General features: G+C 73.3%; 21 protein-coding genes. 12 read left to right on the top strand and 9 right to left on the bottom strand.

Going from position 1 to position 24,198, the window contains the following annotated elements; genetic code table 11:
• Window positions 1-72: 72 nt before the first annotated feature.
• Window positions 73-1,527 (bottom strand): multicopper oxidase family protein, encoded by a 1,455-nt coding sequence (locus tag ACJA3G_RS06585; protein WP_406551915.1) that lies wholly within the window; start codon window positions 1,525-1,527, stop codon window positions 73-75.
• A gap of 509 nt (window positions 1,528-2,036) precedes the next feature.
• Between ACJA3G_RS06585 and ACJA3G_RS06580 the strand changes: the two genes are divergently transcribed.
• From ACJA3G_RS06580 to ACJA3G_RS06560, 5 genes are all read left to right on the top strand, one after another.
• A complete protein-coding gene (locus ACJA3G_RS06580; RefSeq protein ID WP_406551914.1) occupies window positions 2,037-2,279 on the top strand; it encodes a hypothetical protein in 243 nt (80 codons plus the stop codon).
• Between the two features lie 62 nt (window positions 2,280-2,341).
• Window positions 2,342-3,577: an SPFH domain-containing protein gene (locus ACJA3G_RS06575; protein ID WP_406551913.1), complete on the top strand. Its 1,236-nt coding sequence runs from the start codon at window positions 2,342-2,344 to the stop codon at window positions 3,575-3,577.
• Between the two features lie 98 nt (window positions 3,578-3,675).
• Window positions 3,676-4,155, top strand: a complete 480-nt coding sequence (locus tag ACJA3G_RS06570; protein WP_406551912.1) for a luciferase family protein — start codon at window positions 3,676-3,678, stop codon at window positions 4,153-4,155.
• Between the two features lie 153 nt (window positions 4,156-4,308).
• Window positions 4,309-5,013, top strand: coding sequence for a hypothetical protein (locus tag ACJA3G_RS06565; protein ID WP_406551911.1), 705 nt, complete (start codon window positions 4,309-4,311; stop codon window positions 5,011-5,013).
• A gap of 144 nt (window positions 5,014-5,157) precedes the next feature.
• Entirely contained in the window at window positions 5,158-5,763 is a 606-nt protein-coding gene (locus ACJA3G_RS06560; protein ID WP_406551910.1) for a sigma-70 family RNA polymerase sigma factor, read from the top strand.
• Window positions 5,764-5,824: 61 nt separating this feature from the next.
• Here ACJA3G_RS06560 and meaB read toward each other — a convergent pair whose 3' ends face one another.
• From meaB to mutA, 3 genes are read right to left on the bottom strand one after another with little or no spacing between them, the layout of a single operon-like run.
• Entirely contained in the window at window positions 5,825-6,826 is a 1,002-nt protein-coding gene (meaB, locus tag ACJA3G_RS06555) for a methylmalonyl Co-A mutase-associated GTPase MeaB (protein ID WP_406551909.1), read from the bottom strand.
• A gap of 6 nt (window positions 6,827-6,832) precedes the next feature.
• Window positions 6,833-9,022, bottom strand: coding sequence for a methylmalonyl-CoA mutase (gene scpA, locus ACJA3G_RS06550; RefSeq protein WP_406551908.1), 2,190 nt, complete (start codon window positions 9,020-9,022; stop codon window positions 6,833-6,835).
• Window positions 9,019-10,869, bottom strand: coding sequence for a methylmalonyl-CoA mutase small subunit (gene mutA / locus ACJA3G_RS06545; RefSeq protein WP_406551907.1), 1,851 nt, complete (start codon window positions 10,867-10,869; stop codon window positions 9,019-9,021). The genes scpA and mutA overlap by 4 nt, the downstream gene beginning before the upstream one ends.
• A gap of 265 nt (window positions 10,870-11,134) precedes the next feature.
• Between mutA and ACJA3G_RS06540 the strand changes: the two genes are divergently transcribed.
• From ACJA3G_RS06540 to ACJA3G_RS06530, 3 genes are read left to right on the top strand one after another with little or no spacing between them, the layout of a single operon-like run.
• Window positions 11,135-11,821 carry a FadR/GntR family transcriptional regulator gene (locus ACJA3G_RS06540; protein ID WP_406551916.1) on the top strand — a complete coding sequence of 229 codons (687 nt, stop codon included), beginning with the start codon at window positions 11,135-11,137 and terminating at the stop codon, window positions 11,819-11,821.
• A complete protein-coding gene (locus ACJA3G_RS06535; protein ID WP_406551906.1) occupies window positions 11,818-13,215 on the top strand; it encodes a hypothetical protein in 1,398 nt (465 codons plus the stop codon). Before ACJA3G_RS06540 ends, ACJA3G_RS06535 begins: the two co-directional genes overlap by 4 nt.
• Window positions 13,212-15,056: a GMC family oxidoreductase N-terminal domain-containing protein gene (locus tag ACJA3G_RS06530; RefSeq protein WP_406551905.1), complete on the top strand. Its 1,845-nt coding sequence runs from the start codon at window positions 13,212-13,214 to the stop codon at window positions 15,054-15,056. Before ACJA3G_RS06535 ends, ACJA3G_RS06530 begins: the two co-directional genes overlap by 4 nt.
• Window positions 15,057-15,163: 107 nt before the next feature.
• Here the strand turns inward: ACJA3G_RS06530 and ACJA3G_RS06525 are convergent, their stop codons facing one another.
• The 4 genes from ACJA3G_RS06525 to ACJA3G_RS06510 all read right to left on the bottom strand — a co-directional run bounded on the left by ACJA3G_RS06525 (window position 15,164) and on the right by ACJA3G_RS06510 (window position 19,844).
• The gene (locus tag ACJA3G_RS06525; RefSeq protein WP_406551904.1) at window positions 15,164-16,576 is read right to left on the bottom strand and encodes a PLP-dependent cysteine synthase family protein; all 1,413 of its coding nucleotides are present in this window, start codon (window positions 16,574-16,576) and stop codon (window positions 15,164-15,166) included.
• A gap of 93 nt (window positions 16,577-16,669) precedes the next feature.
• Window positions 16,670-17,491, bottom strand: a complete 822-nt coding sequence (gene melC2 / locus ACJA3G_RS06520) for a tyrosinase MelC2 (protein ID WP_406551903.1) — start codon at window positions 17,489-17,491, stop codon at window positions 16,670-16,672.
• Window positions 17,492-17,540: 49 nt separating this feature from the next.
• Window positions 17,541-17,969: an apotyrosinase chaperone MelC1 gene (melC1, locus tag ACJA3G_RS06515; RefSeq protein WP_406551902.1), complete on the bottom strand. Its 429-nt coding sequence runs from the start codon at window positions 17,967-17,969 to the stop codon at window positions 17,541-17,543.
• A gap of 534 nt (window positions 17,970-18,503) precedes the next feature.
• Window positions 18,504-19,844, bottom strand: coding sequence for a CAP domain-containing protein (locus ACJA3G_RS06510; protein ID WP_406551901.1), 1,341 nt, complete (start codon window positions 19,842-19,844; stop codon window positions 18,504-18,506).
• A gap of 246 nt (window positions 19,845-20,090) precedes the next feature.
• Between ACJA3G_RS06510 and ACJA3G_RS06505 the strand changes: the two genes are divergently transcribed.
• Window positions 20,091-20,291, top strand: a complete 201-nt coding sequence (locus ACJA3G_RS06505; RefSeq protein WP_406551900.1) for a hypothetical protein — start codon at window positions 20,091-20,093, stop codon at window positions 20,289-20,291.
• A gap of 36 nt (window positions 20,292-20,327) precedes the next feature.
• Here the strand turns inward: ACJA3G_RS06505 and ACJA3G_RS06500 are convergent, their stop codons facing one another.
• Complete coding sequence (locus ACJA3G_RS06500; protein WP_406551899.1) at window positions 20,328-20,747, bottom strand: CBS domain-containing protein; 420 nt, start codon at window positions 20,745-20,747, stop codon at window positions 20,328-20,330.
• Between the two features lie 312 nt (window positions 20,748-21,059).
• Here ACJA3G_RS06500 and ACJA3G_RS06495 point away from each other — a divergent pair, with 312 nt between their 5' ends.
• The 3 genes from ACJA3G_RS06495 to ACJA3G_RS06485 all read left to right on the top strand — a co-directional run.
• Window positions 21,060-22,259, top strand: a complete 1,200-nt coding sequence (locus tag ACJA3G_RS06495) for an acyl-CoA dehydrogenase family protein (protein WP_406551898.1) — start codon at window positions 21,060-21,062, stop codon at window positions 22,257-22,259.
• Between the two features lie 44 nt (window positions 22,260-22,303).
• On the top strand, window positions 22,304-23,218 hold the full coding sequence (locus tag ACJA3G_RS06490; RefSeq protein WP_406551897.1) for an oxygenase MpaB family protein: 915 nt from the start codon (window positions 22,304-22,306) through the stop codon (window positions 23,216-23,218).
• Between the two features lie 18 nt (window positions 23,219-23,236).
• Window positions 23,237-24,198: serine/threonine-protein kinase (locus tag ACJA3G_RS06485; protein WP_406551896.1), on the top strand; the 962-nt coding region annotated here is incomplete at its 3' end.

The raw sequence follows: 24,198 nt of genomic DNA, 5'->3' as shown, positions 1-24,198 counted from the left end.
CGGCCGTACCGGGGGCGGGCGGAGGCGCCCCGGGAGGATTCCCGGCGGGCCCCCGCCGCTGCGGTACGGGCGTCAGACGACTTCCATCGTCGCCATCATGCCCATCGACGCGTGGTCGAACATGTGGCAGTGGTAGACGTACTTGCCGCGGTAGCCGGTGAAGGTGGCCTGCACCTTCACCTTCTCGCCGGGCATCAGCCGGACCGTGTCCTTGAGCCCTGCTTCGGGACCGGACGTCACCGGTACGCCGTTGCGCTCCAGCACCCGGAACTGCACCAGGTGGATGTGGAAGTTGTGCGGCACCCGCTGGTTGACGTTGGAGACGGTCCACACCTCGGTGTCGCCGTACTTGATGGTGGTGTCGACGCGCTTGTCGTCGTACACCTTGTCGTCGATGTACCCCATGCCGTCCGCGATGTTCTCGTCCACCCGCAGCACGACATCGCGGTTGACGGTCGGCACCGCCAGCGCGGGCAGCGTCCGCAGCCGGGTCGGCACCCGGCTGTAGTCGGCGGCCTTGCGGGTCACCCGGAACTGCAGGACCGGGATGGGCGGGACCCCCACGGGCACGTTCTCCGTGTTGACGAGCTGGACGGTGGTGCCCACCGGGTACTTGGAGAAGTCGATCACCACATCGGCACGCTCACCGGACGTCAGCGAGATGGTGTCGGTGGTCACCGGCGCCTCCAGCAGACCGCCGTCGGTGCCGATCTGCTGGACGGTCGAGCCGTCCGACAGCTTCAGCGTGAAGAACCGCATGTTGGCCGTGTTGTACAGCCGGAAGCGGTACTTGCGCGCCGCCACCTCGAAGTACGGCCAGGCCTTGCCGTTGGCGAGGATGACGTTGCGGCCCCGGAAGTCGTTCATCTGGTAGATGAACTGGCCGTTCTCGTCGAAGCGGGCGTCCCGGATGGAGATCGGGATGTCGTACGCGCCGGACGGCAGCCCCAGCGCCTTCTCCGGCAGGTCCATCAGCGTGTAGATGCCGGTCAGACCGCGGAAGACGTTCTCCGACTCGATGTGGTGCGCGTGGTCGTGGAACCACAGGTTCGCGTTGGGCTGGCTGTTGGGGTACGTGTACGTCTTCTCGCCGCCCGGCTGGATGAGGTCCATCGGGGTGCCGTCGCTGGACTCCGGGACGTGGCCGCCGTGCAGATGGATCGAGGTCGGCGTGGGCAGGTTGTTCTTCTGCGTGACCACCACGCGGTGCCCCGAGCACGCCTTGATCCACGGACCCGGCCAGTGGCCGTCGAAGGTGCGGACGGTCGTCAGCTTCCCCGGGATGATCTCGGTCTGCACCTCCTGCATCTCAAAGCTGTAGTAGGAGGTGGTGCCCGATATCCGGTCCGGACGCAGGACCTCCGGGACCGTCATCTCCTGCGCGAACTTGGGGATGGTGGTCGGGTCGATGTCCGACGTCGTCCGGGCCTGCGCCTCGCCGCCCAGGGCCGGAAGCAGCAGGCCGGCGCCCCCCACGGCGCCGGTGAGCGCGACACCGGCCTTCATCGCATTCCTGCGTGTGATCATCAAGAACTCTCCCAGCGAGACATGCTGAGGACGCCCCCGCGGCGTCCTGGCAGTGATCGTTCGGGCGGCGTACGGACGTTCCCGCAGGCGCCGCCGGCCCGTCACGCGGTCCGGCGAGTGGATCGGCTCGCCGCCGCCTGACCGGCAGTCCCGGGGAACAGCCCCACCTGGTTCATGAAGCTCGGCCTCGGGGTGTCACATGGTGCTCCGGCGCCCTTCCGGGGTGGGGCCCGGCGCGACGCGGTAGATCTTGTCCCCCAAGTCTCGTGGGGACGCTCTGGCCGAACAAGACACTCTGGTTTCAGGGTTGTGTCAGATTTCGCAGATTACTTGCCGGTTGTGTAGGGGCTCTGGCATCCGAACGTCAGACTCCGTCAGGCACCCGAGGATGGGCGGCGCGGGGACAGGGAGCTATCGTCGGAAGTCCGGATCGGTCGCGCGTCCGGAAAGTGCGGGCGGCCCCGACCGTGAAGGGCCGGTTCCGCGTGGACGAGGGGGGCGGTCGGGCGATGGAGCAGGACGAAGCCGTGATCGGCTGTACCGGCGAGGTGCTCATCGGCACCCGCGGCCCCGGCGGTCCCGGCGAGGTCCTGGTACGGGTGCGCGGCGGCTCGGAGACCTTCCTCGCCTGGTCCGAGGAGCCTTTGCCGCGCGGTGCGCGCGTCCTCGTCGTGGAGTCGCGCGGCACCCGTCAGGTCGACGTCATCGCGTGGTCCGACCCGTTGGACGAACTGGACCTCGGCACCGGCTGAGACCGTCCGGTCCCTCGGGTCCGTTCAGCAGTAACACCAAGCAGCAGACAAGGGAGACCCCGATGTTCGGTTACCGCGTGCCCGCCCCCGACGAGGCGATGCTCATCTCGGGCGGCAGACGAGGTCTGGGAGGGGCGCCGTTCCAGGTGGTGACCGGGCACGGCAAGTTCGTGCTCCCCGTCTTCCGCAAGACCCGCTTCCTCACCCTCGCCATGTGCGAGTCCGAGGTCACCGAGACCTGTGTGACCAAGCAGGGCATCGCGCTCACCGTACGGGCGGTCATCGCCTTCAAGGTCGGCAACGACACCGAGTCCATCGTCAACGCCGGACAGCGCTTCCTCTCCGACCAGGACCAGATGTCGGTGCTCACCGGCCGGATCTTCGCCGGTCATCTGCGGGCCATCATCGGCTCGATGACCGTCGAGGAGATCGTGACCGAGCGCCAGAAGCTCGCCGCCGAGGTCCTGGACACCTCCAAGTCGGAGATGGCGAAGATCGGCCTGATCGTCGACTCGCTCCAGATCCAGTCGATCGACGACGGCGACACCGGCTATATCGAGGCGATGTCGGCGCCGCACAAGGCGGCCATCCAGCGCCAGGCCCAGATCGCCCAGGCGCAGGCCACCCAGGCGTCGGTGGAGGCCGAGCAGGTGGCCGCGCGCAACCAGGCCGAGTACGCCCGCCAGACCGCCGTCGTCAAGGCCGAGTACTCGGCCGAGGTCGACCGCGCCCAGGCCCAGGCCGCCCAGGCCGGCCCGCTCGCCCAGGCCCACGCCCAGCAGGAGGTCCTGGCGGCCCAGACCGAACTGGCGCTGCGCCAGGCCGAACTGCGCCAGCAGCAGCTGGTCGCCGAGATCGTCAAGCCCGCCGAGGCCGAGGCCGAGCGCATCCGGGTGCTGGCCGTGGCCGACGCCGAGCGGATGAAGATCCAGGCCGAGGCGGCGGCCTCGTACGACCGCGTCGCCCTCGACCGGATGCTCATCGACCAGCTGCCGCAGATCGTCAAGGAGGCCGCGGGCGGCCTCGCGGGCGCCAATGTGAACGTGCTCAACGGGGCGGACGGGCTCGGCGAGATCGCCGCGGGCCTGGTCGGCCAGGGCCTGACGATCCTCGACTCGGTACGCCAGAACCTGAGCGGATCCGGCCAGACCCAGGACCGGCGCGAGGGCTCCCCGAAGAGCGCGCTGCCGGAGCTGCGGAGCTACTCCGGGGACTCCCGGACGGCGGCCGAGGACGCGTCGGCCGGGCAGCGTGCCCCGCGGCCCAGGACCGGCGAAGGCCCTGTCACCCTGGACTGATCCCGTTTCCGGGCCGCTCGGGCACGGATTGGCCAAGCTGCCTTCCGATCGGTGTGCGGGGGGTGTCCTGCGGGTGAATCGTGCGCCAGGATGGGGCCATGACCGCGGCCCATCGCGCCATGGCTCAGTTGGAGACATGGCCGAATCTGGTAAGTGGCGCGCCCCGGTGCGCCGTTGGGCAAGCCTTCCGTACGACGGAGTACGAGGTGGTGCACTTCCACTCCGACCACGCCGCCGATCTGCATCTCACCCACCCCGCGATCGAGCGGCTGCTGCCGGAGCTGGGGCGTACCAGCGCGATCCGGCTGACGCCCGGATCCGCCTGGCTCACCGTGCTCCTGGACTGCGACGCGGACGTCGAGCTGCTGCTGAGTCTGATCAGCGTGGCGCTGAAGGCGCACGGCGACGCCCGTCCGCGTCAACCGGGCGCGCCCTGCGAGTGGTACGGCCCGCCCGGGCCCCCGCAGCTCGCCGCGGTCGAGGTGGCGGCGGGCGCCGCCCCGGCCCCGCACGGTCTGGTGCCCGCCGCCCGGCGGGCCATGGGCCGCCTCATCCCGCACGGCCACCGGTCCGGCTGACGCCCCCGGCGCTTCAGTAGTCGGCGCAAACCGGCGTCTGGTTCCGGCGCTTCGCCGTGGGCTGGATCACGCGCGCTTTCGGGGTGGAATCGGTGGATCATTGTGCGAACCCGCCGGTGAGAGGCCCGGGGCAGATGCGAGGATGAGCGCGCCATGACTGCCACCGACGCCTGCTGCACCGTGCGGGCCGCGATGTTCGCGGCCCTCTGTGTGCTGCTCACCGCGCTCGGACACGCCCTCATGTCGCAGGCCCCGGTGCCCTGGTGGGCCCTGGGGTGCGGCCTCGCCGCCACCGGCGCCACGGCGTGGGCCCTGGCCGGGCGCGAGCGCGGGTTCGCCTCCGTCGTGGCGGTGGCCGTGGGGGCGCAGGCGGGGCTGCACGAGCTGTTCTCGTGGGCCCAGACCACCGCGCGCCCGGCCGCACAGCCCATGGACATGCCGATGGCCGGGATGCCCATGGCTCATCCGGCTGATATGGGTCATATGAGCCAGATGGATCCCATGGGTGATATGGGCGACGTGGGGCACCTGGAACACATGGGCTCCATGGGCTCCATGGGCCACGACATGGCGGGCATGCCCTGGGGGATGTCGTCCACCGGCATGCTCGCCGCCCACCTCCTGGCCGCCCTGCTGTGCGGGCTGTGGCTCGCCCACGGCGAGCGGGCGGCCTTCCGGATCCTGCGGGCCTTCGCCGGCCGGCTGTTCGCCCCGCTGCGGCTGGTGCTCACGGCCGTGCCCCCGCAGCCGCCGCGCCCGCGTGCCGTGCCGGAGCGCACGGCCCGCCGGCCCCGGCGGCTCTTCCTCGTCCACGCGATCACCTCACGGGGCCCGCCCGCCGGGACCGCTGTCGTCTGACGACAGCCGGCTCCCCGCGGCGTCCCCGGAACCCCTCCGGCGCCCCGGGCATCGGCCGCACCTCCCGGTGCCGCCGTACCCCTTCACCGGGCCCGCCGCCTCGTCCGGCCGGTCCGGGTCCCGGATTCCCGAGAAGGACACCAGGTGATCACTCCTGCCCTGCCCCGCTCGCGCGAGGCCTCGACGGACCAGGCGATAACGGCGTGGGCGCTGGCCGCCCGCGCCGGCGACCCCGAAGCCGTCGAGCACTTCGTCCGCGCGCTCCACCTCGACGTACGCCGTTACGTCAGCTACCTCGGCGCCGACCCACAGGCCGCCGACGACCTCGCCCAGGAGACCTTCCTGCGGGCCCTCGGCAGCCTGCACCGTTTCGAGGGCCGCTCCTCCGCCCGCACCTGGCTGCTGTCGATCGCCCGCCGCGCGGTCGTCGACCATCTGCGGTACGCCGCCGCGCGACCGCGCCTGTCCGACACCCACGACTGGCAGTCGGCCGCCGAACGGGCCCAGCCCCGCGGACTGCCCGGCTTCGACGACGGGGTCGCCCTCGCCGATCTGCTGGCGGCGCTCCCGGACGAGCGCCGGGAGGCCTTCGTCCTCACCCAGCTCCTCGGGCTGCCGTACGCGGACGCGGCCCACGTGAGCAACTGCCCGGTGGGAACCGTGCGCTCCCGGGTGGCCCGGGCCCGCGCCGCCCTCGTCGAGCGGCTGCGCGCGGCCGAGCGCGCGGAACCGGCCGCCGTCCCGGCCTGAGTACGCGGAAGGCCCGGACCGTTTCCGGTCCGGGCCTTCCCTCCATACGCGGCGGGCCGGGTCACTCCCCGGCCGAAGCCCCCGGTTCGCCCTGGAACGCGCTCAGGATCCGCTCCGCCGCCAGCGTCGCCGTCAACTCGCCGTCGCGGACGCGCCGCTCCAGCGCCGGAGCGAGCTCGCGCACCCGCGGATGCGCGCGCAGCCGGCCCAGCAGCTCGTCCTGGACCATCGTCCAGGTCCAGTCGACCTGCTGGTCACGGCGTTTGGCGGCCAGCCGTCCGGTGGAGTCGAGCAGCGTACGGTGCTGGTCGAGGCGCTCCCAGACGGTGTCCAGGCCGCTGGACTCGCGGGCGCTGCAACACAGCACCGGCGGGGTCCAGGCCGCGTCCGCCGGGTGCATCAGACGCAGCGCGCCCGCCAGTTCGCGCGCCGCCGACTTCGCGTCGCGCTCGTGCGGGCCGTCGGCCTTGTTCACGGCGATCACGTCCGCCAGCTCAAGCACGCCCTTCTTGATGCCCTGGAGCTGGTCGCCGGTGCGCGCGAGGGTGAGCAGCAGGAACGAGTCGACCATGTCGGCGACCGTCGTCTCGGACTGGCCGACGCCGACCGTCTCCACCAGCACGACGTCGTACCCGGCCGCCTCCATCACCACCATCGACTCACGGGTCGCCTTGGCGACGCCGCCCAGCGTGCCCGCGCTCGGCGAGGGCCGCACGAACGCCGCCGGGTCCACCGCGAGGCGCTCCATCCGCGTCTTGTCGCCGAGGATGGAGCCGCCGGTACGGGTGGACGACGGGTCGACGGCGAGCACCGCCACCCGGTGGCCCAGCCCCGTCAGCATCGTGCCGAAGGCGTCGATGAAGGTGGACTTGCCCACCCCCGGCACCCCGCTGATACCGATCCGCCGCGCCTTTCCGGCGTGCGGCAGCAGCTCGGTGAGGAGCGCCTGCGCCAGCGTGCGGTGGTCGGGCCGGGTGGACTCGACGAGCGTGATCGCCCGGGCCACGAAGGACCGCTTCCCGTCGAGCACACCCTTGACGTAACTGTCCAGATCGATGCGCACGGGCGGCTACAGCTCGTCGTGGCCCAGCGCCGCGCCGAGCCGCGTCACCAGGTCGTACGCCGCGTCCGGGATGACCGTCCCCGGCGGGAAGACCGCCGTGGCGCCCATCTCCAGCAGGGTCGGGACGTCCTGCGGCGGGATGACGCCGCCGACGACGACCATGATGTCCTCCCGGCCCTCGGCCGCCAGCTCCTCGCGGAGCGCCGGTACGAGGGTGAGGTGACCGGCGGCGAGCGAGGACACACCGACGATGTGCACATCCGCCTCGACCGCCTGCCGGGCCACCTCGCCCGGCGTCTGGAAGAGCGGGCCGACGTCCACGTCGAAACCGAGGTCGGCGAAGGCCGTGGCGATCACCTTCTGGCCGCGGTCGTGGCCGTCCTGGCCCATCTTGGCGACCAGGATGCGCGGACGGCGCCCCTCGGCCTCCTCGAAGCGGTCGACCAGCGTACGGGTGCGGTCCACGGAAGGCGACTGTCCTGCCTCGTTGCGGTACACGCCGGAGATCGTACGGGTCTGCGCCGCGTGGCGTCCGTACACCTTCTCCAGGGCGTCCGAGATCTCGCCGACCGTCGACATGGCGCGGGCCGCGTTCACGGCCAGCTCCAGGAGGTTGCCGGTGCCGGAGGCGGCGGCGTTCGTCAGCGCGCGCAGCGCGTCCTGGCAGACCGCCTCGTCGCGCTCCTCGCGCAGCCGCCGCAGCTTGGCGATCTGCTGGGTGCGCACCGAGGAGTTGTCGACCTTGAGGACGTCGATCTGCTCGTCGGTCTCCACGCGGTACTTGTTGACGCCGATCACCGGCTGGCGCCCGGAGTCGATCCGCGCCTGGGTACGGGCGGCGGCCTCCTCGACGCGCAGCTTGGGGATGCCCGCGTCGATGGCCTGCGCCATGCCGCCGGCCGCCTCGACCTCCTGGATGTGCTGCCAGGCCCGGCGCGCCAGGTCGTAGGTGAGCTTCTCCACGTACGCGCTGCCGCCCCAGGGGTCGATGACCCGGGTGGTGCCCGACTCCTGCTGGATGAGCAGCTGGGTGTTGCGGGCGATACGCGCCGAGAAGTCGGTCGGCAGCGCGAGCGCCTCGTCGAGCGCGTTGGTGTGCAGCGACTGGGTGTGCCCCTGGGTGGCGGCCATCGCCTCCACACAGGTGCGCGTGACGTTGTTGAAGACGTCCTGCGCGGTCAGCGACCAGCCCGAGGTCTGCGAATGGGTGCGCAGTGACAGGGACTTGGTGTTCTTCGGGTCGAACTGCTTGACCAGGCGCGCCCACAGCAGCCGGGCCGCCCGCATCTTGGCGATCTCCATGAAGAAGTTCATGCCGATCGCCCAGAAGAAGGAGAGCCGGGGCGCGAACGCGTCGACGTCCAGGCCTACGTCGATCCCGGCCCGCAGGTACTCCACACCGTCCGCGAGGGTGTACGCCAGCTCCAGGTCGGCCGTCGCACCCGCTTCCTGGATGTGGTAGCCCGAGATGGAGATCGAGTTGTAGCGCGGCATCTTCTGCGAGGTGTACGCGAAGATGTCGGAGATGATCCGCATCGAGGGCTTGGGCGGATAGATGTAGGTGTTGCGGACCATGAACTCCTTGAGGATGTCGTTCTGGATGGTCCCGGCCAGCTTCTCGGGCGGTACGCCCTGCTCCTCGGCGGCCACGATGTAGAGCGCGAGAACGGGCAGCACCGCGCCGTTCATCGTCATCGACACCGTCATCCTGTCCAGCGGGATGCCGTCGAACAGCTGTCGCATGTCGTAGATGGAGTCGATGGCCACGCCCGCCATGCCGACGTCACCGGTCACCCGCGGGTGGTCGCTGTCGTAGCCGCGGTGGGTCGGCAGGTCGAAGGCGACCGACAGGCCCTTCTGCCCGGCGGCGAGGTTGCGCCGGTAGAAGGCGTTGGACTCCTCGGCCGTGGAGAACCCGGCGTACTGCCGGATCGTCCAGGGCTGGTTGACGTACATCGTCGGGTAGGGGCCGCGCAGATACGGCGCCACGCCCGGGTACGTCTGAAGGAAGTCCAGGCCCTCCAGGTCGCGCGCGGTGTAGAGCGGCTTGACCGCGATGCCCTCCGGGGTCTCCCACAGCAGTTCGCCGTCGGCCTTCCCGGTGGACTCCTTCACGGCGGTGCGCCACTGCTCTTCGGAGCCGTCGGCGCCGGCGCCCGGAGCCAGCGGCAGCTCCGAGAAGTCGGGGATCGTCATGACGCCACTCCCATACGGTCGAGGGCGGAGGAGAGCACGGCCACCGCGTCGCAGCCGGCGAAGACGTACTCGTCCACACCGGCGAAGTCACCGCGGCCGGCAAGGTAGACATGGCGCGCGCCGGCCGAGCGCAACGCGGCGGCGACCGCCTCGGCCTGCTCGGCGTAGAGCGCGTCGCTGGAGCACAGGCAGGCGACGGCGGCGCCGCTGGCGGCGAACGCCTCGGCGGCCGTCTCCGCGTCGACCGACACCGGGTCGTGCACGGGCTCGATGCCGCCCGCCTGGAACAGGTTGGAGGCGAAGGACGCCCGGCCCGTGTGCGCGGCGGCCGGGCCGAGCGCGGCGAGGAAGACGCGCGGGCGGGCGCCGGTCGCGGCCAGCTGGGCGTCCGAGCGGGCGCGCAGCTCCTCGAACGCCTCGTCGCGGCGGACCTTGGGCAGTCCGCCCGAGGGCTCGGCGGGGGCCGGCTCGCGCTCGACGCGGCGCTCGGCGAGAGAGGGGAACTCGCTGACGCCGGTGACCGGTTCGCGTCGCCGCGCGAGGCGGGCGCCGCGGGCCGCCCAGGTGGCGGCGAGCCGCTCGCGGATCAGGCCCGAGCGCAGCGCGGCGGCCTGGCCGCCCGCCCGCTCGATGGTCTGGAAGAACTCCCAGGCGCTGTGGGCGAGTTCGTCGGTGAGCCGCTCCACGTACCAGGAGCCGCCCGCCGGGTCGATCACCCGGGCCAGGTGCGACTCCTCCAGCAGGATGGAGGAGGTGTTGCGGGCGATCCGGCGGGCGAAGGCGTCCGGCAGGCCGAGGGAGTGGTCGAAGGGCAGCACCGTGACGGCGTCCGCGCCGCCGACACCCGCGCCCAGACAGGCCACCGTGGTGCGCAGCATGTTCACCCACGGGTCGCGGCGCGTCATCATCACCGGCGAGGTCACCGCGTGCTGGCGCTGTGCTCCTGCGGCGGGGGCCCCGCTCGCCTCGGCGACCCGCGCCCACAGCCGCCGGGCGGCGCGCAGCTTGGCGATGGTCAGGAACTGGTCGGCGGTGGCCGCGTAGCGGAACTCCAGCTGGGCGCAGGCGGCCTCGACGGACAGGCCTGCGCCGGTGAGCGCGCGCAGATAGGCGACCGCGGTCGCCAGCGAGGCGCCGAGCTCCTCGGCGGCCGAACCGCCGGCCTCGTGGTACGGCAGGGCGTCCACGGTGAGTGCGCGCAGATGGGTGAACCGCTCGTCGCAGAGCCGGGCGAGGCCGGCCGCGGACGCCGGGTCCAGCGCCTCACCGGTCCGGGCCTCGTGGCCGAGCGGGTCGGCGCCGAGGTTGCCGCGCGCGGAGCCGTCCGGGACGCCGCGCTCCTCGTAGAGGCTCAGCAACGCCCGTGCGGCGGGCTCGGATTCGGCGCCCGCGTCGAGGACGACGGGCGCGAGGTCGAGGTAGACCCCGTCGAGGGCGCGGGCGAGTGAGGAGACCGGGACGCCGCCCCGGCCCACTGTCAGCCAGAGCGAGGTGACGCCGTTCTCCAGATCGGCCAGCACCGCCTCGTTGACCCGGGCGGGGTCGGTTCCGGCGTGGCGCTGGCGTACGCCCCAGCCGTCGGCCGCGTTGCCCTCGGCCCGGCTTCCCCGGACAAAGGGGGCGAAGCCCGGATATCCGGCATCGGGCGCGGAGTCTCGCGCGGTGTACAGGGGCCGGGTGGTGAGCCCGGCCTCGACCGGGGTGGACAGTGCCTCCTCGGCAGCCGTGCCCGAGACATCTTTACCCGATTTGCGCAGCACGCCTTCCACGAGGCGCTGCCACTGCTCATGGGTTGCATCAGGGAACTCGGCGGCCAGCGAAAGCCCGTCGTCAGGCAGGACCGTCATGCTCAGATGTTAGGGCAGCCGCCCAAAGGCGCAGCAGAGGGAAAGGCTGTGACCTTGCCCTCTTCGGAACGCTCTTGATCCGTTACGGACGGTGCCGTATCCGGCGCGGGCGATCGTTCGTGGTCGCAACGGTCCGTACCGGCCTCTTGGGACGTATCGCCCCTCGCGCGCCGACCTCTTGACCGCACCCGAAGGGCACTGGTTCAGTGGCTCAGCCACTGATCCACTCATGGATCACCGCATCACGGCCCTGGGGAGGGACTTCGTGGAGACGCTGCCCCGCGAGACCATCGTCGACGTACTGGAGCACCGGCTGCGCGAGGACATCCTCACCGGCCGCCATCCGGCGGGCAGCTATCTGCCCCCCGAACGCAGCCTCGCCGACGGCTACGGCGTCACCCGGACCACCCTCAAGCACGCCTTCGGCCGGCTGGTGCAGGCCGGACTCCTGGAGACCCGCCACGGCGTCGGCACCCGCGTCCGCGACTACGCGCGCCTGGGCGGCGCCGATCTGCTGCCGATGCTGGTGCGCCACAGCCCTGACTGGATCGGCGAGATCTTCGAGGTGCGGCGCGGCGTCGGCGCGCTCATCGCCGAACGCGCGGCGGCCCGCCGCGACACCGGGGCCGTCACCGAACTGCGCCGGCTGCTCGACGCCGTACGGGAGGCCGAGGGCGGCGACGCGGTGCAGCTGGCCGACGCCGAGGTGCACCGGGCGCTGGCCCGGGCCACCGGGAACCGGGTCTACGTCCTGCTCACCAACACCCTCTTCAACGCCTATCTGCCCGTACGGGCCGCGCTGGCCGGGCCGTTCACCGACCCGGAGGCGGCGTACGCGCGGCTCGCCCCGGTCGTCGAAGCCGTGGAGGCGGGCGACCGCGCCGCGGCACACGCGGCGGCGGACGCCTATCTGACCGCCACCGAGCGGATCATGCTGGAGGACCTGGCGTGAGCGGGCGCGGCACCGACTTCCGCGAGACGCTGCTCGGCACCTTCCGCCTCGACGGCGAGGGCCGCACCCGCGCGGCCCGCCTCGACCTGCGGGCTGTCGCCGACACCGTCCCGCGCCCGGCCGGAACGACGACCGCACGCGTCACCGGACGCGTCCGCATCGAGGGCCGGGCCGACGACCCGCACGCGACGGGGGAGTTGGAGATCTCCCCGCTGCGGCGCCGCCGCATCCGCTACCGCCTCGCCTTCACCGCCCACGGGCGCCGCCTCACCCTGGACGGCTGGAAGTCCCTCACCCCGCTGCGCCCGGTCCGCTCGATGACGGTCCTGCCCTGCACGCTGTACGAGGAGGGCGAGCGGGTGGGCGTCGGCACCCTCCGCTTCCCCCTGTCCTCCCTGTCCATGGGGCTGGTCCCGTTCCTCGCGAGCTTCCGCTTCCCGCGCCGCGAGGACGCCGACGCCCTGGTCGCCCCGCGCTGGAGGGGCGAACCCGGCCGTACCGAGGTCTGGTACACCACCGCGACCGACCCGGTCACCGGCGACGGCCTCTGGCTCCACCACGAACTGGTCGCCCCCACGGACGGCTCGGCCGCCCGCGCCCACGGCTGGGTCGCGGTGTTCCCCAAGGACGGCCCGGTCGAGCACGCCCGCTTCGGGCCGGGGCCGTGGCAGCCGGGCGCGGACGGCTTCGGCACCGAGAGCGTCTCGCTCCGGCCGGGCCGACTGACCGGCCGGGCGGGCCCGTTCAGCTGGGACCTGACCGAACGCGCCGAGGACACCCCGCTGTTCACCTTCCCCCGCTGGTCCTGGCGCCGCCCGCTGCTCCCCGCCGCACAGATCCTCCCGGCCGCCCGCGCCACGTACGACGGCACGGTCACCCGTGACGGGCGGACCCTGACGCTCAAGGGCGCCCCGGGCGCGTCCGCCCGTATATACGGACACGGCAACGCCCACCGCTGGTCCTGGCTGCACGCGGACCTCGGCGGCGGGGACGTCCTGGAGGTCGTGGCGGCGGTCTCCACGCGGCCCGTGCTGCGCGCACTGCCGCTCCTGGTCTTCCTGCGGCTGCGCCGGGGCGGGCGCACCTGGCCCCGCCGGCCCGGGCGGACGGCCTTCGGACGGGCGGGCGCGGGCCGCTTCCGGGCGGAGCTCGGACTGCCGGTGTGGACCGTGACCGGCCGCTGCGGACTGCGCCGCATCCGCGTCGAGGTGACCCAGCCGCCTGACCGCACCCTGACCCTCGACTACACCGACCCCGACGGCAGCCGGGCGCTCTGCCGCAACAGCGGGACGGCGGACGCGGTCGTACGCCTGGAGCGCTGGTGGGGCGGATGGCGGCCGGAGGCCCGGTGGACGCTGGAGAGCACGGCCCACGCGGAGGTGGGCGGCCGGTGAACGACCACGGCAGCCGGACCGCGGCCGGGCTGGTGGGCGCGCTCCTCGCCGACGACGGCACCCGGCCCTGGACGGCGACGGCGGCACGCAGGCTCGACGACCTCCTCGCCTCGATGCCCGCGCCCGCCCGGGCCGGGCTGCGGGGCGCGGCGGCGGCTGTCGACGCCTACGCGTTCGCCCGCACGGGACGGCGGCTGGCGGCCCTCGGCCACCAGGAGCGCGAGACCGTCGTGGCGGCGCTCGGCGCCCGCCCCGCCCTCGCCCCGCTCCTCGACCTGCTCAAGGTGCCGGTCCTGCTCGCCGCCGGGACCGAGCGGATGCTGCACGAGGGGGCGCGGGGCCCCGTCCTCGCGCCGCCGGATGATCCGCCGCTCGACTGCGTCCCGGCGCAGGAGTGGCCCGCGCGCACCACGGCCGACGCCGTGGTGATCGGCTCCGGCGCCGGGGGAGCGATGGCCGCGCGGACCCTCGCGCGGGCCGGGCTGCGCACGCTCGTCCTGGAGGAGGGCCACCACCACACCACCGCCTCCTTCGGCAGGCGCGCCCCGCTCGACCGGTTCGCCGAGCTCTACCGCGACGGCGGGGCGACCGTCGCGGCCGGCCGCCCGCCCCTGCTGCTGCCGACCGGGCGGGCCGTCGGCGGCACCACGCTGGTCAACTCCGGTACCTGCTACCGCACTCCGGACCACGTCCTCGACCGCTGGCGCACGGCCTTCGGCTTCGGTCTCGCGGAGGGCATGCCAGAGCGCCTCGACGAGGTCGAGCGGACCCTGCGGGTCGCCACCCAGCCGCTGGACGTCCTGGGCAACAACGGCCTGCTGGCGCTCACCGGCGCGCGACGGCTCGGCTGGCGGGCCGCGCCCCTGCGCCGCAACGCCCCCGGCTGCAAGGGCTCCTGCCAGTGCGTGGTGGGCTGTCCGTCCGGCGCCAAGCAGAGCGTGCAGCTCTCGGTGCTGCCGGACGCGTGCGCGGCGGGGGCCACGATCGTGACGGGCGCGCGGGTGCGGCGCATCCTGGTGGACGCCGACCGGCCGGGCGGACCGAGGGCCGCTGGGGTGCGGGTGCGGCGGGCGGACGGCAGCGAGCTGGAGATCCTCAGCCCCCTGGTGGTGCTCGCCGCGGGCGCGCTCCAGTCCCCGCCGCTGCTGCGCCGCTCGGGCCTCGGCTCCCATCCGGGCGTCGGCCGCAACCTCAGCGTCCACCCGGCGACGAGCGTGGCGGGCCGCTTCCCCGGGCCGGTCACCGCGTGGGAGGGGGTGCTCCAGAGCGTCGGGGTGGAGGAACTGCACGACCAGGGCGTCCTCATCGAGGCGACGGCGACCCCGCCGGGCATGGGCAGCTTCGTCCTGCCGGGCGTGGGCCGCGAACTGCGCCGCGAGCTGGACGGCGCCGGGAACCTGGCCACCCTCGGCGCGATGATCGCCGACCGTCCCTCGGGCCGTGTCCACGGCCGCGACCGCACCCTGATCCGCTACGACCTGGACCCCCGCGACGCGCTACGGCTGCTGACGGCGGTGCGCGCCATGGGCCGGCTCCTGTTCGCGGCGGGCGCCGAGGAGGTGCTGACGGGCGTCCCCAGGGCCCCGAGGGCGCGCGACGCACGAGAACTGGACCAAGTGCTGGCCGGGGTGACGGCACGTCAGCTACACCTCTCCGCCTTCCATCCCACCGGCACGGTCGCCGGGGGCGGCGACCCGGCCCGCTTCCCGGCGGACGGCCGGGGCCGCCTGCGGGGCGTCCACGGTGTCCTGGTCGCCGACGCGTCCCTGCTGCCGGGATGCCCCGAGGTGAACCCCCAGCTCAGCGTGATGGCGGCGGCGTTGGGCGTGGCAGGCGGTTGACGGCCCGCTCGGCGACACCGGAGCGGGGCGCGCACGAGCCCGGGACGTCGCGACGGGTCCCGCGGCCGATGGGGTCCCACGGTGGGTGGGCCCGCGGTCGGCCGGGGTCAGAGCAGGGCCCGTAGCGCGGACCGGTCGACGAGCCCCACCGCGTGCCCGTCCCGCACCGCCACCGCCAGCTCCTCGCCGCGCTCCTCCAGCTCGGCGAGCACCGCCCGCACCTCCTCGCCCACCCCGAAGTGGGGCAGCGGGGCGGCGAGATGGTCGCGCACCGGGTCGTCCGGCTTCAGCGAACCGTCCTCCAGGGCCGCGGCCAACGCGTCCAGCCGGAGGGAGCCCGCCAGCTCCGGGACGGTCGGCGCCCGGTCCGGGCCCACCGGGCACGGCCCGGCCGGGGCGAGCGCCGGCAGACCCCGCTCGCGCAGGGCCCGCAGCACCGCCAGCGCCTGCGCGGCCGTGCTGAGCCGGTTCACATACGGCAGCGGCTCGGCTCGTACCGCCGGGGCCACCGCGTCCCCGACCCGGGCCGTGCCCTCCTCGCCGTCGAGGAAGCCCAATCGCAGCAGCCACGCGTCGTTGAAGTACTTCGACAGGTACTGGCGCCCCGAGTCCGGCAGGATCACCACGACCAAGGACTCCGGGCCGAGCCCGGCCGCCACGCGCTGTGCGGCGGCCACCGCGAGACCGGCCGAGCCGCCGACCATCAGGCCCTGCTCGCGGGCGAGTCGGCGGACGGCGAGGAGCGCCTCGCGGTCGGCCACCGGGATCAGCTCGTCCACCACGTCCCGCTGGTAGGAGCTGGGCCAGAGGTCCTCCACCGTCTCGGGGTGGCGGACATGACCGGTCGCCTCGACGAAGTACGGCCGGCCGTCGCCGCCCGAGTACACCGACGCCGCCGGATCGGCCCCGGTCACCCGTACCGCGCCCCCGCTGACCTCCTTGAGGTAGCGGCCGGTGCCGCTGATCGTGCCGTCGGTGCCGACGCAGGCCACCAGATGCGTGACCCGGCCGTCCGTCTGGCGCCAGATCTCCGGGCCCGTCGTGGCGTAGTGCGCGGCCGGGTTGGCGGGGTTGTCGTACTGCCCGGCGAGCCAGCTGCCCGGCCGCTCCGCGGCGATCCGCGCCGCCGTGTTGAAGACGTTGTCCGGGTCCTCGGCGGGAAGGCCGCTGCGCCGCACGACCACCTCCGCGCCGAACCCGCGCAGCGTGGCGATCTTCTCGGCGCTCGTCTTGTCGGGGACGACCAGGACCGCGCGGTACCCCTTCACCGCCGCCACCATCGCGAGCCCGGCCCCCGTGTTGCCGGAGGTCGCCTCGACGACGGTGCCGCCCGGGCGCAGCAGCCCCTCCCGCTCGGCCTGCTCGATCATGTGCAGACCGATGCGGTCCTTCACGCTGCCGCCCGCGCTGAGGTATTCGAGCTTCGCGTAGAGCGCGGCCGACTCCTCGCCGCCGGGCGTGCGCAGCCGTACCAGCGGGGTGCCGCCGACGAGTTCGAGCACTGATTCGTGAACGTCCATACCGGCGAGCTTACGAGGCGCCGGCGGGGCGGAGGATCCGCCCGCACGGCCGCGTACCGTACGCTGCCGGGCGGGCGGTCCCCGGCGGAGGGGTTACGCGTCGAACGTGTAGAACTTCTTGTGGTCCAGCATGTCCGCCGGGGTCACGTTGTTCCACGGGCGCATGGTGTCGCGCAGGTCCACCACGTTCGCGGTCCCGGCGGCCGGGAGATAGGGCGAGGCGGGGTGGCGCTCCTGCCACTGCGCCCAGAGCCTGTCGATGAAGGCGTGGTGCAGCCAGAACACCGGGTCGTTGGGGGAGACACCGGTGGCCATCTGGCCGCCGACCCAGACATGCACCCGGTTGTGCAGGTTGACCCCGCGCCACCCCTCCAGGTGGTTGCGGAAGCCGTCCGAGGCGCTGTTCCAGGGAGCCATGTCGTACGTGGTCATGGCGAGCACGCTGTCGACCTCGGCCCTGGTGGGCAGCTGCGCCACGCTCGCGCCGAGGGCGCGGCGCAGGTAATTGCGGCCGTCCACCCGGACGTTGATGGTCCACCGGCCGCCGCCGGAGGCGAACGGGCCGTCCATCACCTGGCCGTCACGGCTGCGGCCGGTGCCGCCGAGGAAGTCGGCGGCCCAGAGCGAGGAGGCCGTGGTGCGGTCGGCGGTCCAGTCCCAGTAGGGCAGCGCGACCGTGGAGTCCACCGCCTGAAGGGCCTGTTCGAACTCCAGCAGGAATCTGCGGTGCCACGGCAGGAACGACGGCGAGCGGTGGCCGACGCGGTCGGTGTCGTCGTTGTCGCTCATGATGAAGGCGTTGTGCGTGGTGACGAACGTGTCGTACGTCCCGTTGCGCTTCAGCGTCAGGATCGCGTTGACGAAGCGCCGCTTCTCGTCCGCGGTGAGCGTCGCCTGGTTCTTGCGTACGGTCATGGAAGGGCTCCAGATTGTGGTGCTGCGCGGGTGCGGTGACGGGACGGGGTCAGGCGAGCGGGACGAGGGTCGCGCCCTGGAGCTCCACCACGGCCGCACGGGCCACGGCGCGCGGGTTCGCGAACGTCTCGTAGTGGTTGACCACGCTGATCCAGGTGCCGTCGGCGTTCCGCATCACGTGCAGCTCCTGGCCGTCTATTCGCACCGCGTAGCCGCCGTGGTGACCGGCGTGACCGCCGCCGTGCACGGGCTCGCCCTGTATCCGGCGGCCCTGGTAGACCTCGTCGAACGAGGCGGGCACATCGTGCCCCGTGTGGTCCATGGTGCCGGTGTGACCGGCGTGGCCGTCGCCCGCGGTGGGGACGACGCCGTTGGCGTGTTCGCTCGCGGTCGCGGCGTACGCGGTTCCGGCCAGGCCCAGGCCGGCCACCGCGCTCGCGGTGAGGCCCAGCGCGCTGCGGCGGGTGAGTCGGGACATGGGTAACCCCCTGTGGTCGGCGGTGCTCGGTAGTGGTCCAGCGGTGTCGGGGGCGCGAAAGGTGAAGTCGCCGCCCGGCCGACGCGCTTGACGGGTCGTTGACGGACTGTCGTCCGGCTGGTCAGGGCCGGACGTCCGGCAAACCGTCCTGGCAAATGCCTACAGCCCGGCAACGGAACGGCAAAGCGCCGCCCAAGAGGTTGGGCTCAATGCGGACATGTCCAGATTCGAAGTGCAATGTTGAACGGAAATGATCTTGCTGTCCGGGGCTGTCGGGTCCGCCGAAAGTGGAGATCCTTCATGGAATCTGGCGATACCGTGAAGATTTTGCTGTCCAGGTGGCGACGGTGTGGCGGCCCTCACGTGCGAAACCTGGCCGGTTTCGCCAGCCGTGCATAGGAGGTGACGGGGTGTGAGATGTCCAGGTCATGACAGCAACGGCAGGACAGCAACGGCATGACGGCAACGGCCCCGGGAGCCGCAGCTGCGACGGTGCCGAGCGGGTGCGCGAGGTGTGCCGCCGGTGCGAGCCCGTCAGGCCTGGCCGAACAGCTGCGTCCAGTACGTGCCCGCGCGCCCGCCGCCCGCGAAGCCGACGCCGATGTGGGTGAAGTCGGGCTTGAGGATGTTGGCGCGGTGGCCCGGGCTGTTCATCCAGCCCTCCACCACCTCGGCCGCCGTGCGCTGACCGCACGCGATGTTCTCGCCGATGCCCCGGTGCCCGGCCCCGGCCGCCCGGGCCCGGTCCCACGGCTCCAGCCCCTCCGGCGAGGTGTGCGAGTAGAAGCCGCGGGCCGCCATGTCCGCGCTGTACGCCTGGGCCGCCGAGGCGAGGCGGGTGTCGTCCGCCAGCGGACGCAGCCCCGCCGTGGCGCGGCGGCCGTTGGTGAGCGCGACCACCTCGGCCACCGTCCGGCGCAGCCCGTCCTCGCTGAAGGGCCTCGCCCACAGGGCCGTCCAGTACACCTCGCCGGTGCGCTCGTCGGTGGCGCGGCCGATGCCCGTCTCGGTGAAGGCGGCGTCGTGCAGCGGGCGGCGGGTGTGGGCGTCCTCCAGGCAGTACGCCAGGAACTCGGCCGGGGTGCGCGGGCCCGACACGAGATGCTCGGCGATGCCCAGATAGGCGTACCCCCGTGTGGTCACCCGCTGGAAGACCGACACCCCGTCCGGGCTCTCCACGCTCAGGCGCCCCTGGGCGGCCATGGTCGCGGCGTGCGCCCCGGCGGCCGAGGCCAGCCGTCCGTCGACCGTCACCGCCGGGATACCGGCGCGGGCGCGCTCGGCGTTGACCAGCGCACCGAAGCCGTCGGCCTCTTCGGGCCCGGGGCGCCGTGCGGCCGGGACCGCCGCGGCCGGCGTGGGGAACTGGACGGTGGGGGCGTGCGGCGGCGGGTCCTCGTCGGCCACGTCCACCCCGAAGTCGCGGGCCACCCCCGCCAGGCCGTCCGCGTACCCCTGTCCCAGGGCGCGCACCTTCCAGCCGGTGCCCCGGCGGTAGATCTCGGCCAGCAGCAGCACCGTCTCCCGCTCCGGCCTCGGCGGGGTGAACCGGGCCAGGAGCTCGCCGCCGGGGCCGGTGAGGCGCAGGCTCGGCACCGGCAGCCGGCCCAGCGGCACGCCCGGCTCGGCGGGGCTGACGACCACCGTGAGCCGGCTCGCCCCGGCCCGCAGCCGGCCGGGATCGACCGTGATCACCTGGTCGTCGAGCCGGGTTCCGGGCGCGGACGGCTGGTTGTAGAAGACGAAGTCGGCGTCGCCGCCCACCTTCCCCGTGTCGTCGGTGATCAGCACCGACAGGTCGAAGGGCCCCGGGACGCCGATCGTGAGAACGCCCTCCGGGAGGGGTTGGTTGCCGCCGGGAACCAGTTCACTCATCGCCACCACCTGTCCCCGGGCCCGCCGCGGTCCGCCGCCGCGCCGCTGTGCCGTCGTGGGGAGAACGCGATGGGCGCGGTGGCCGGTTCCCGGCTGCGGCGTGTCGCGCCGAGGACTTTCGCGGCTGGGCCGCCCGGCCCGCCGGGGCCCGCCCGGACCACCGGAACGGGTGACACATCCGGGGCGGATGCGTTCTGCGGGGCCGGGTACCAGAATGGAGCCACGCCGGACAAACAAGGAGGCGGTATGAACGCTCAGTCCGAGCCCGCGCCGAAGCGGGAGGGAATCACCCCGGACGCACTGCTGCACACCGGGTCGAGCGGTGACGTCACCGCCGAGGACCTGGTACTGGCCTCGGGGCGCGACATCACCCCCAAGAACCTGGAGTGGGCCGAGCGCCGCCTTGAGCAGGACGGCACCGCGGCGATCGACAAACTGCTGCCCTGACCCCGTCCGGACCTCGAAAGCCCGGCCCCTCCCGGCTCAGCCCGTCGCGTAGACGCTGCTCGCGAACGAGGCGAACTGGTCCGCGGGGAGGTGCCGGGCGAGGTCCGCCTCGGTGATCACCCCGACCGGCTCACCGTCGTCCACGACGACGAGGCGGCGGATCCGCGCGTCGCTCATCACCCGTACCGCCTCGGCCGCGTCCGCGTCCGCGGGCACCGTCCGCGGCCTGCCCTCGGCGAGGTCCCCGGCGGTCACCTCGGCCGCCTCCTTGCCCGCCGCCAGCACCTTCACCACGATGTCACGGTCCGTGACGATCCCGGTCAGCGTGCCGTCCTCGCCCCGCACCGGCAGCGCCCCGATGCCGTGGTCCCGCATCAGCTGGGCGGCGCGGTCGAGTGTCTCGCTCGCCGGGATACAGCGGATGTCGACGGTCATCAGGTCGCGGGCGGTGGTCATGAGGGCCTCCGGGGGCGGYGGGGTACGCCTTCGCCATGCTGGCCGCGCCCCGGACGCGCGGCGACCGTATCGGGACGAACGGGTGACCCGCGCCGATACCGGCGCGCCATGGTCCCGCGAGGTCCTCGCGCCGCCCTGCCGCGTTCCCCGCCCTTCCAGATTGCTGGAACACGTTCTACTGTGTGCGCGCCCGCACGACGTACCGGAAGCGCGCGCCCGCGCACGGCCACGCGCGACCACGTGCGGCGATGTTCAGCGACACACCGTGACGCGTACGCACCGCGACGGACCGTGACCGCCCGGGAGGGCCCCGTGCACCTCGAATACACGCCCGAGCAGCAGCGGCTCCGCGCCGAGCTGCGCGCCTACTTCGCCGAGCTGGTGCCCGCCCGCGCCGACGCCCCGCAGGGCACCGGGGGCGCCCGCGCCACCGATCCCGCCGCCCAGAAGCGCTTCTACCGCGAAACCGTGCGCCGCCTGGGCAGGGACGGCTGGCTGGGGGTGGGCTGGCCCACCGAATACGGCGGACGCGGGCTGAGCCCGATGGAGCAGTTCATCTTCTTCGACGAGGCCGCCCAGGGCGGTGTCCCGCTGCCCCTGATGGCGCTGAACACGGTCGGCCCGACCCTGATGGCCTTCGGCACGGACGAGCAGAAGGCGTACTTCCTGCCGAAGATCCTCTCCGGCGAGATCGACTTCGCGATCGGCTACAGCGAGCCCGACGCGGGCACCGACCTGGCCGCGCTGAAGACGAGAGCGGTGCGCGACGGGGACACCTACATCGTCAACGGCCAGAAGATCTGGACCACCAACGGCGACACCGCGGACTGGGTCTGGCTGGCCGTGCGCACCGACCCCGCCGCCCCGGTGCACAAGGGCATCTCCATGCTCCTGGTGCCCACCTCCGACCCCGGCTACTCGTGCACCCTCATCAACACACTCGCCTCGCACGACACCACCGCCAGCTACTACGAGAACATCCGCGTCCCCGTCTCCCGCCGCGTGGGCGAGGAGAACAAGGGCTGGCGGCTGATCACCAACCAGCTCAACCACGAACGCGTCACGCTCGCCGCGCACGGCACCATGGCGATCCGCGCCTTGCACGACGTCCAGCGCTGGGCCGCCGACACCGAACTCGCCGACGGGCGCCGCGTCATCGACCTCGGCTGGGTGCGCGGGCGCCTCGCCCGCACCCACACCAGGCTCGACGCGATGAAGCTGCTCAACTGGCAGATGGTCAACGCCGTCCAGGAGGGCACCCTCACCCCGCAGGACGCCTCGGCGGTCAAGGTGTACGGCTCGGAGGCGCGCCGGGACGCGTACGCCTGGCTCATGGAGGTGGTCGGCGCGGCCGGCCCCCTGAAGGAGGGCTCGGCGGGGGCGGTGCTCCACGGCGAACTGGAGCGCGGCTACCGCTCGGCGGTGATCTTCACGTTCGGCGGCGGCAACAACGAGATCCAGCGCGAAATCATCTCCTGGATCGGTCTGGGGATGCCGCGCGTACGCCGTTAGCCTGGCCGTACGGGAGATCCTGTCCGTACAGGAGGTGGCCACAGATGGGTGAGGGCGGTACCGGACACGGCGGCGCCGACCCCGGGTACTTCGGGCCCGACTCGGTGACCTGGCAGATGCACGCCGACCCCGTCATGTGGATCGCCGGCGTGCGGGCCCTGTACCTCCAGGCCCTGCACCCGCGCGCGGTGCGCGGGGTCCTGCAGAACGGCGACATCCGCGAGGACCCCTGGGGGCGGCTGCTGCGCACCGCCCGCTTCGTGGGCACGCTCACCTACGGGACGAGGGCGGACGCCGAGCGCGCCGGCGCGCGCGTGCGGCGCATCCACGGCTTCCTGAAGGCCGACGACCCGGTGACCGGCGAGCGGTTCAGGATCGACGACCCGGCCCTGCTGATGTGGGTGCACTGTGCCGAGGTCGACAGTTATCTGCGGGTGGCGCGGCGCTCCGGCTTCCCGCTCAGCGACGCGCAGGCCGACCGCTATGTGGACGAGCAGCGCGAGGCCGCCCGGCTCATAGGCCTCGATCCCGCCCGCGTCCCGGCGTCGACCGAGCGGCTCGCCGCCTACTTCGCGGACGTACGGCCCGAGCTCACCGCCGGTGCCGACGCCCGCGACGTGGACGCCTTCCTGCGGCGCCCGCCCGTGCACCCGCTGCTGGTCCCCGGGCGCGCCCTGGTGTGGGGGCCGGTGGCCCGGCTCGCCTACGACGCGCTGCCCGCGTACGCGCACGAGCTGTACGGGCGGCCCGCGCCCGGACCGGACGAGGTCACCCGCCGGCTCGTCGCCGCCGGGCGGCTGCTGCGGCGCGTCCCCGACACCGTGCGCTGGCAGCTGCCGCCGAAGCACATCCTGCGGGCGGTGGCCCGGCTCGGTCCCGGAACGCGACCGGCACCGTACAAACTCCGCAGACAGGCGGCCATACTGAACGGAGCCGGGGAGGGTGCAGCGGCACAGTGACGGGGGCGACATCGCGCGATGGCGGACACCAGGCTGATCCACGGCCGGTACCGGCTGCTGGAGCTGATCGGGCGCGGCGGCATGGGCGAGGTGTGGGCGGCCCGTGACGAGTCGCTGGGGCGGCGGGTCGCCGTCAAGTGCCTCAAGCCGCTGGGGCCGCAGCCCGAGCAGTCGTTCGCCCGGGTGCTGCGCGAGCGCTTCCGGCGCGAGGCGCGGGTGGCGGCGGCGCTCCAGCACCGGGGCGTCACGGTCGTCCATGACTTGGGGGAGTTCGAGGGCGCGCTCTACCTCGTCATGGAGCTGCTCGACGGCCGCAACCTGAGCCAGCTCCTGGAGGACGGCAAGGGGCACCCGCTGCCGGTGCCGGACGTCGTGGACATCGCCGAGCAGGTGTCCTCCGCGCTCGCCTACACCCACCAGCAGGGCATCGTGCACCGGGACCTCAAGCCCGCCAACATCATGCGGCTGGCGGACGGCACGGTGAAGATCCTGGACTTCGGGATCGCCCGCCTCGGCGCCGACATCGGCTTCACCTCCCGGCTCACCGGCACCGGCATCGCCATGGGCACCCCGCATTACATGTCTCCCGAGCAGATCGGCGGCGCGTCCGTCGACCACCGCAGCGACCTGTACTCGCTGGGCTGCGTCCTGTACGAACTGGCCACCGGGGCACCGCCGTTCGACCTCGACGACGCCTGGGCGATCCTCGTCGGCCACCGCGACACCGTGCCCGAGCCGCCGCGCGCCCGGCGCGCCGAACTGCCGGTGTTCTTCGAGGAGGCCGTGCTCGACCTGCTCGCCAAGGAGCCCGGCGCACGGCCGCCGGACGCCCGGGAGCTGGTGCGGCGGCTGGCCGCCGGGCGCGGACTGCCGACCGCCCCGGCCGTCCTCGGGGCGACGGCGCCCGAGCCCCCGCGGACCCGTGGGCTGCCGTCCTGGGCGCGCGGGATGACGACCGGTCACAAGGCGACCGGTTCCGC

The sequence above is a fragment of the Streptomyces sp. YS-3 genome, from assembly GCF_045257485.1.
In the GTDB taxonomy this organism is placed as follows: Bacteria; Actinomycetota; Actinomycetes; order Streptomycetales; family Streptomycetaceae; genus Streptomyces.
This window is presented reverse-complemented; position numbering and strand designations above follow the sequence as displayed.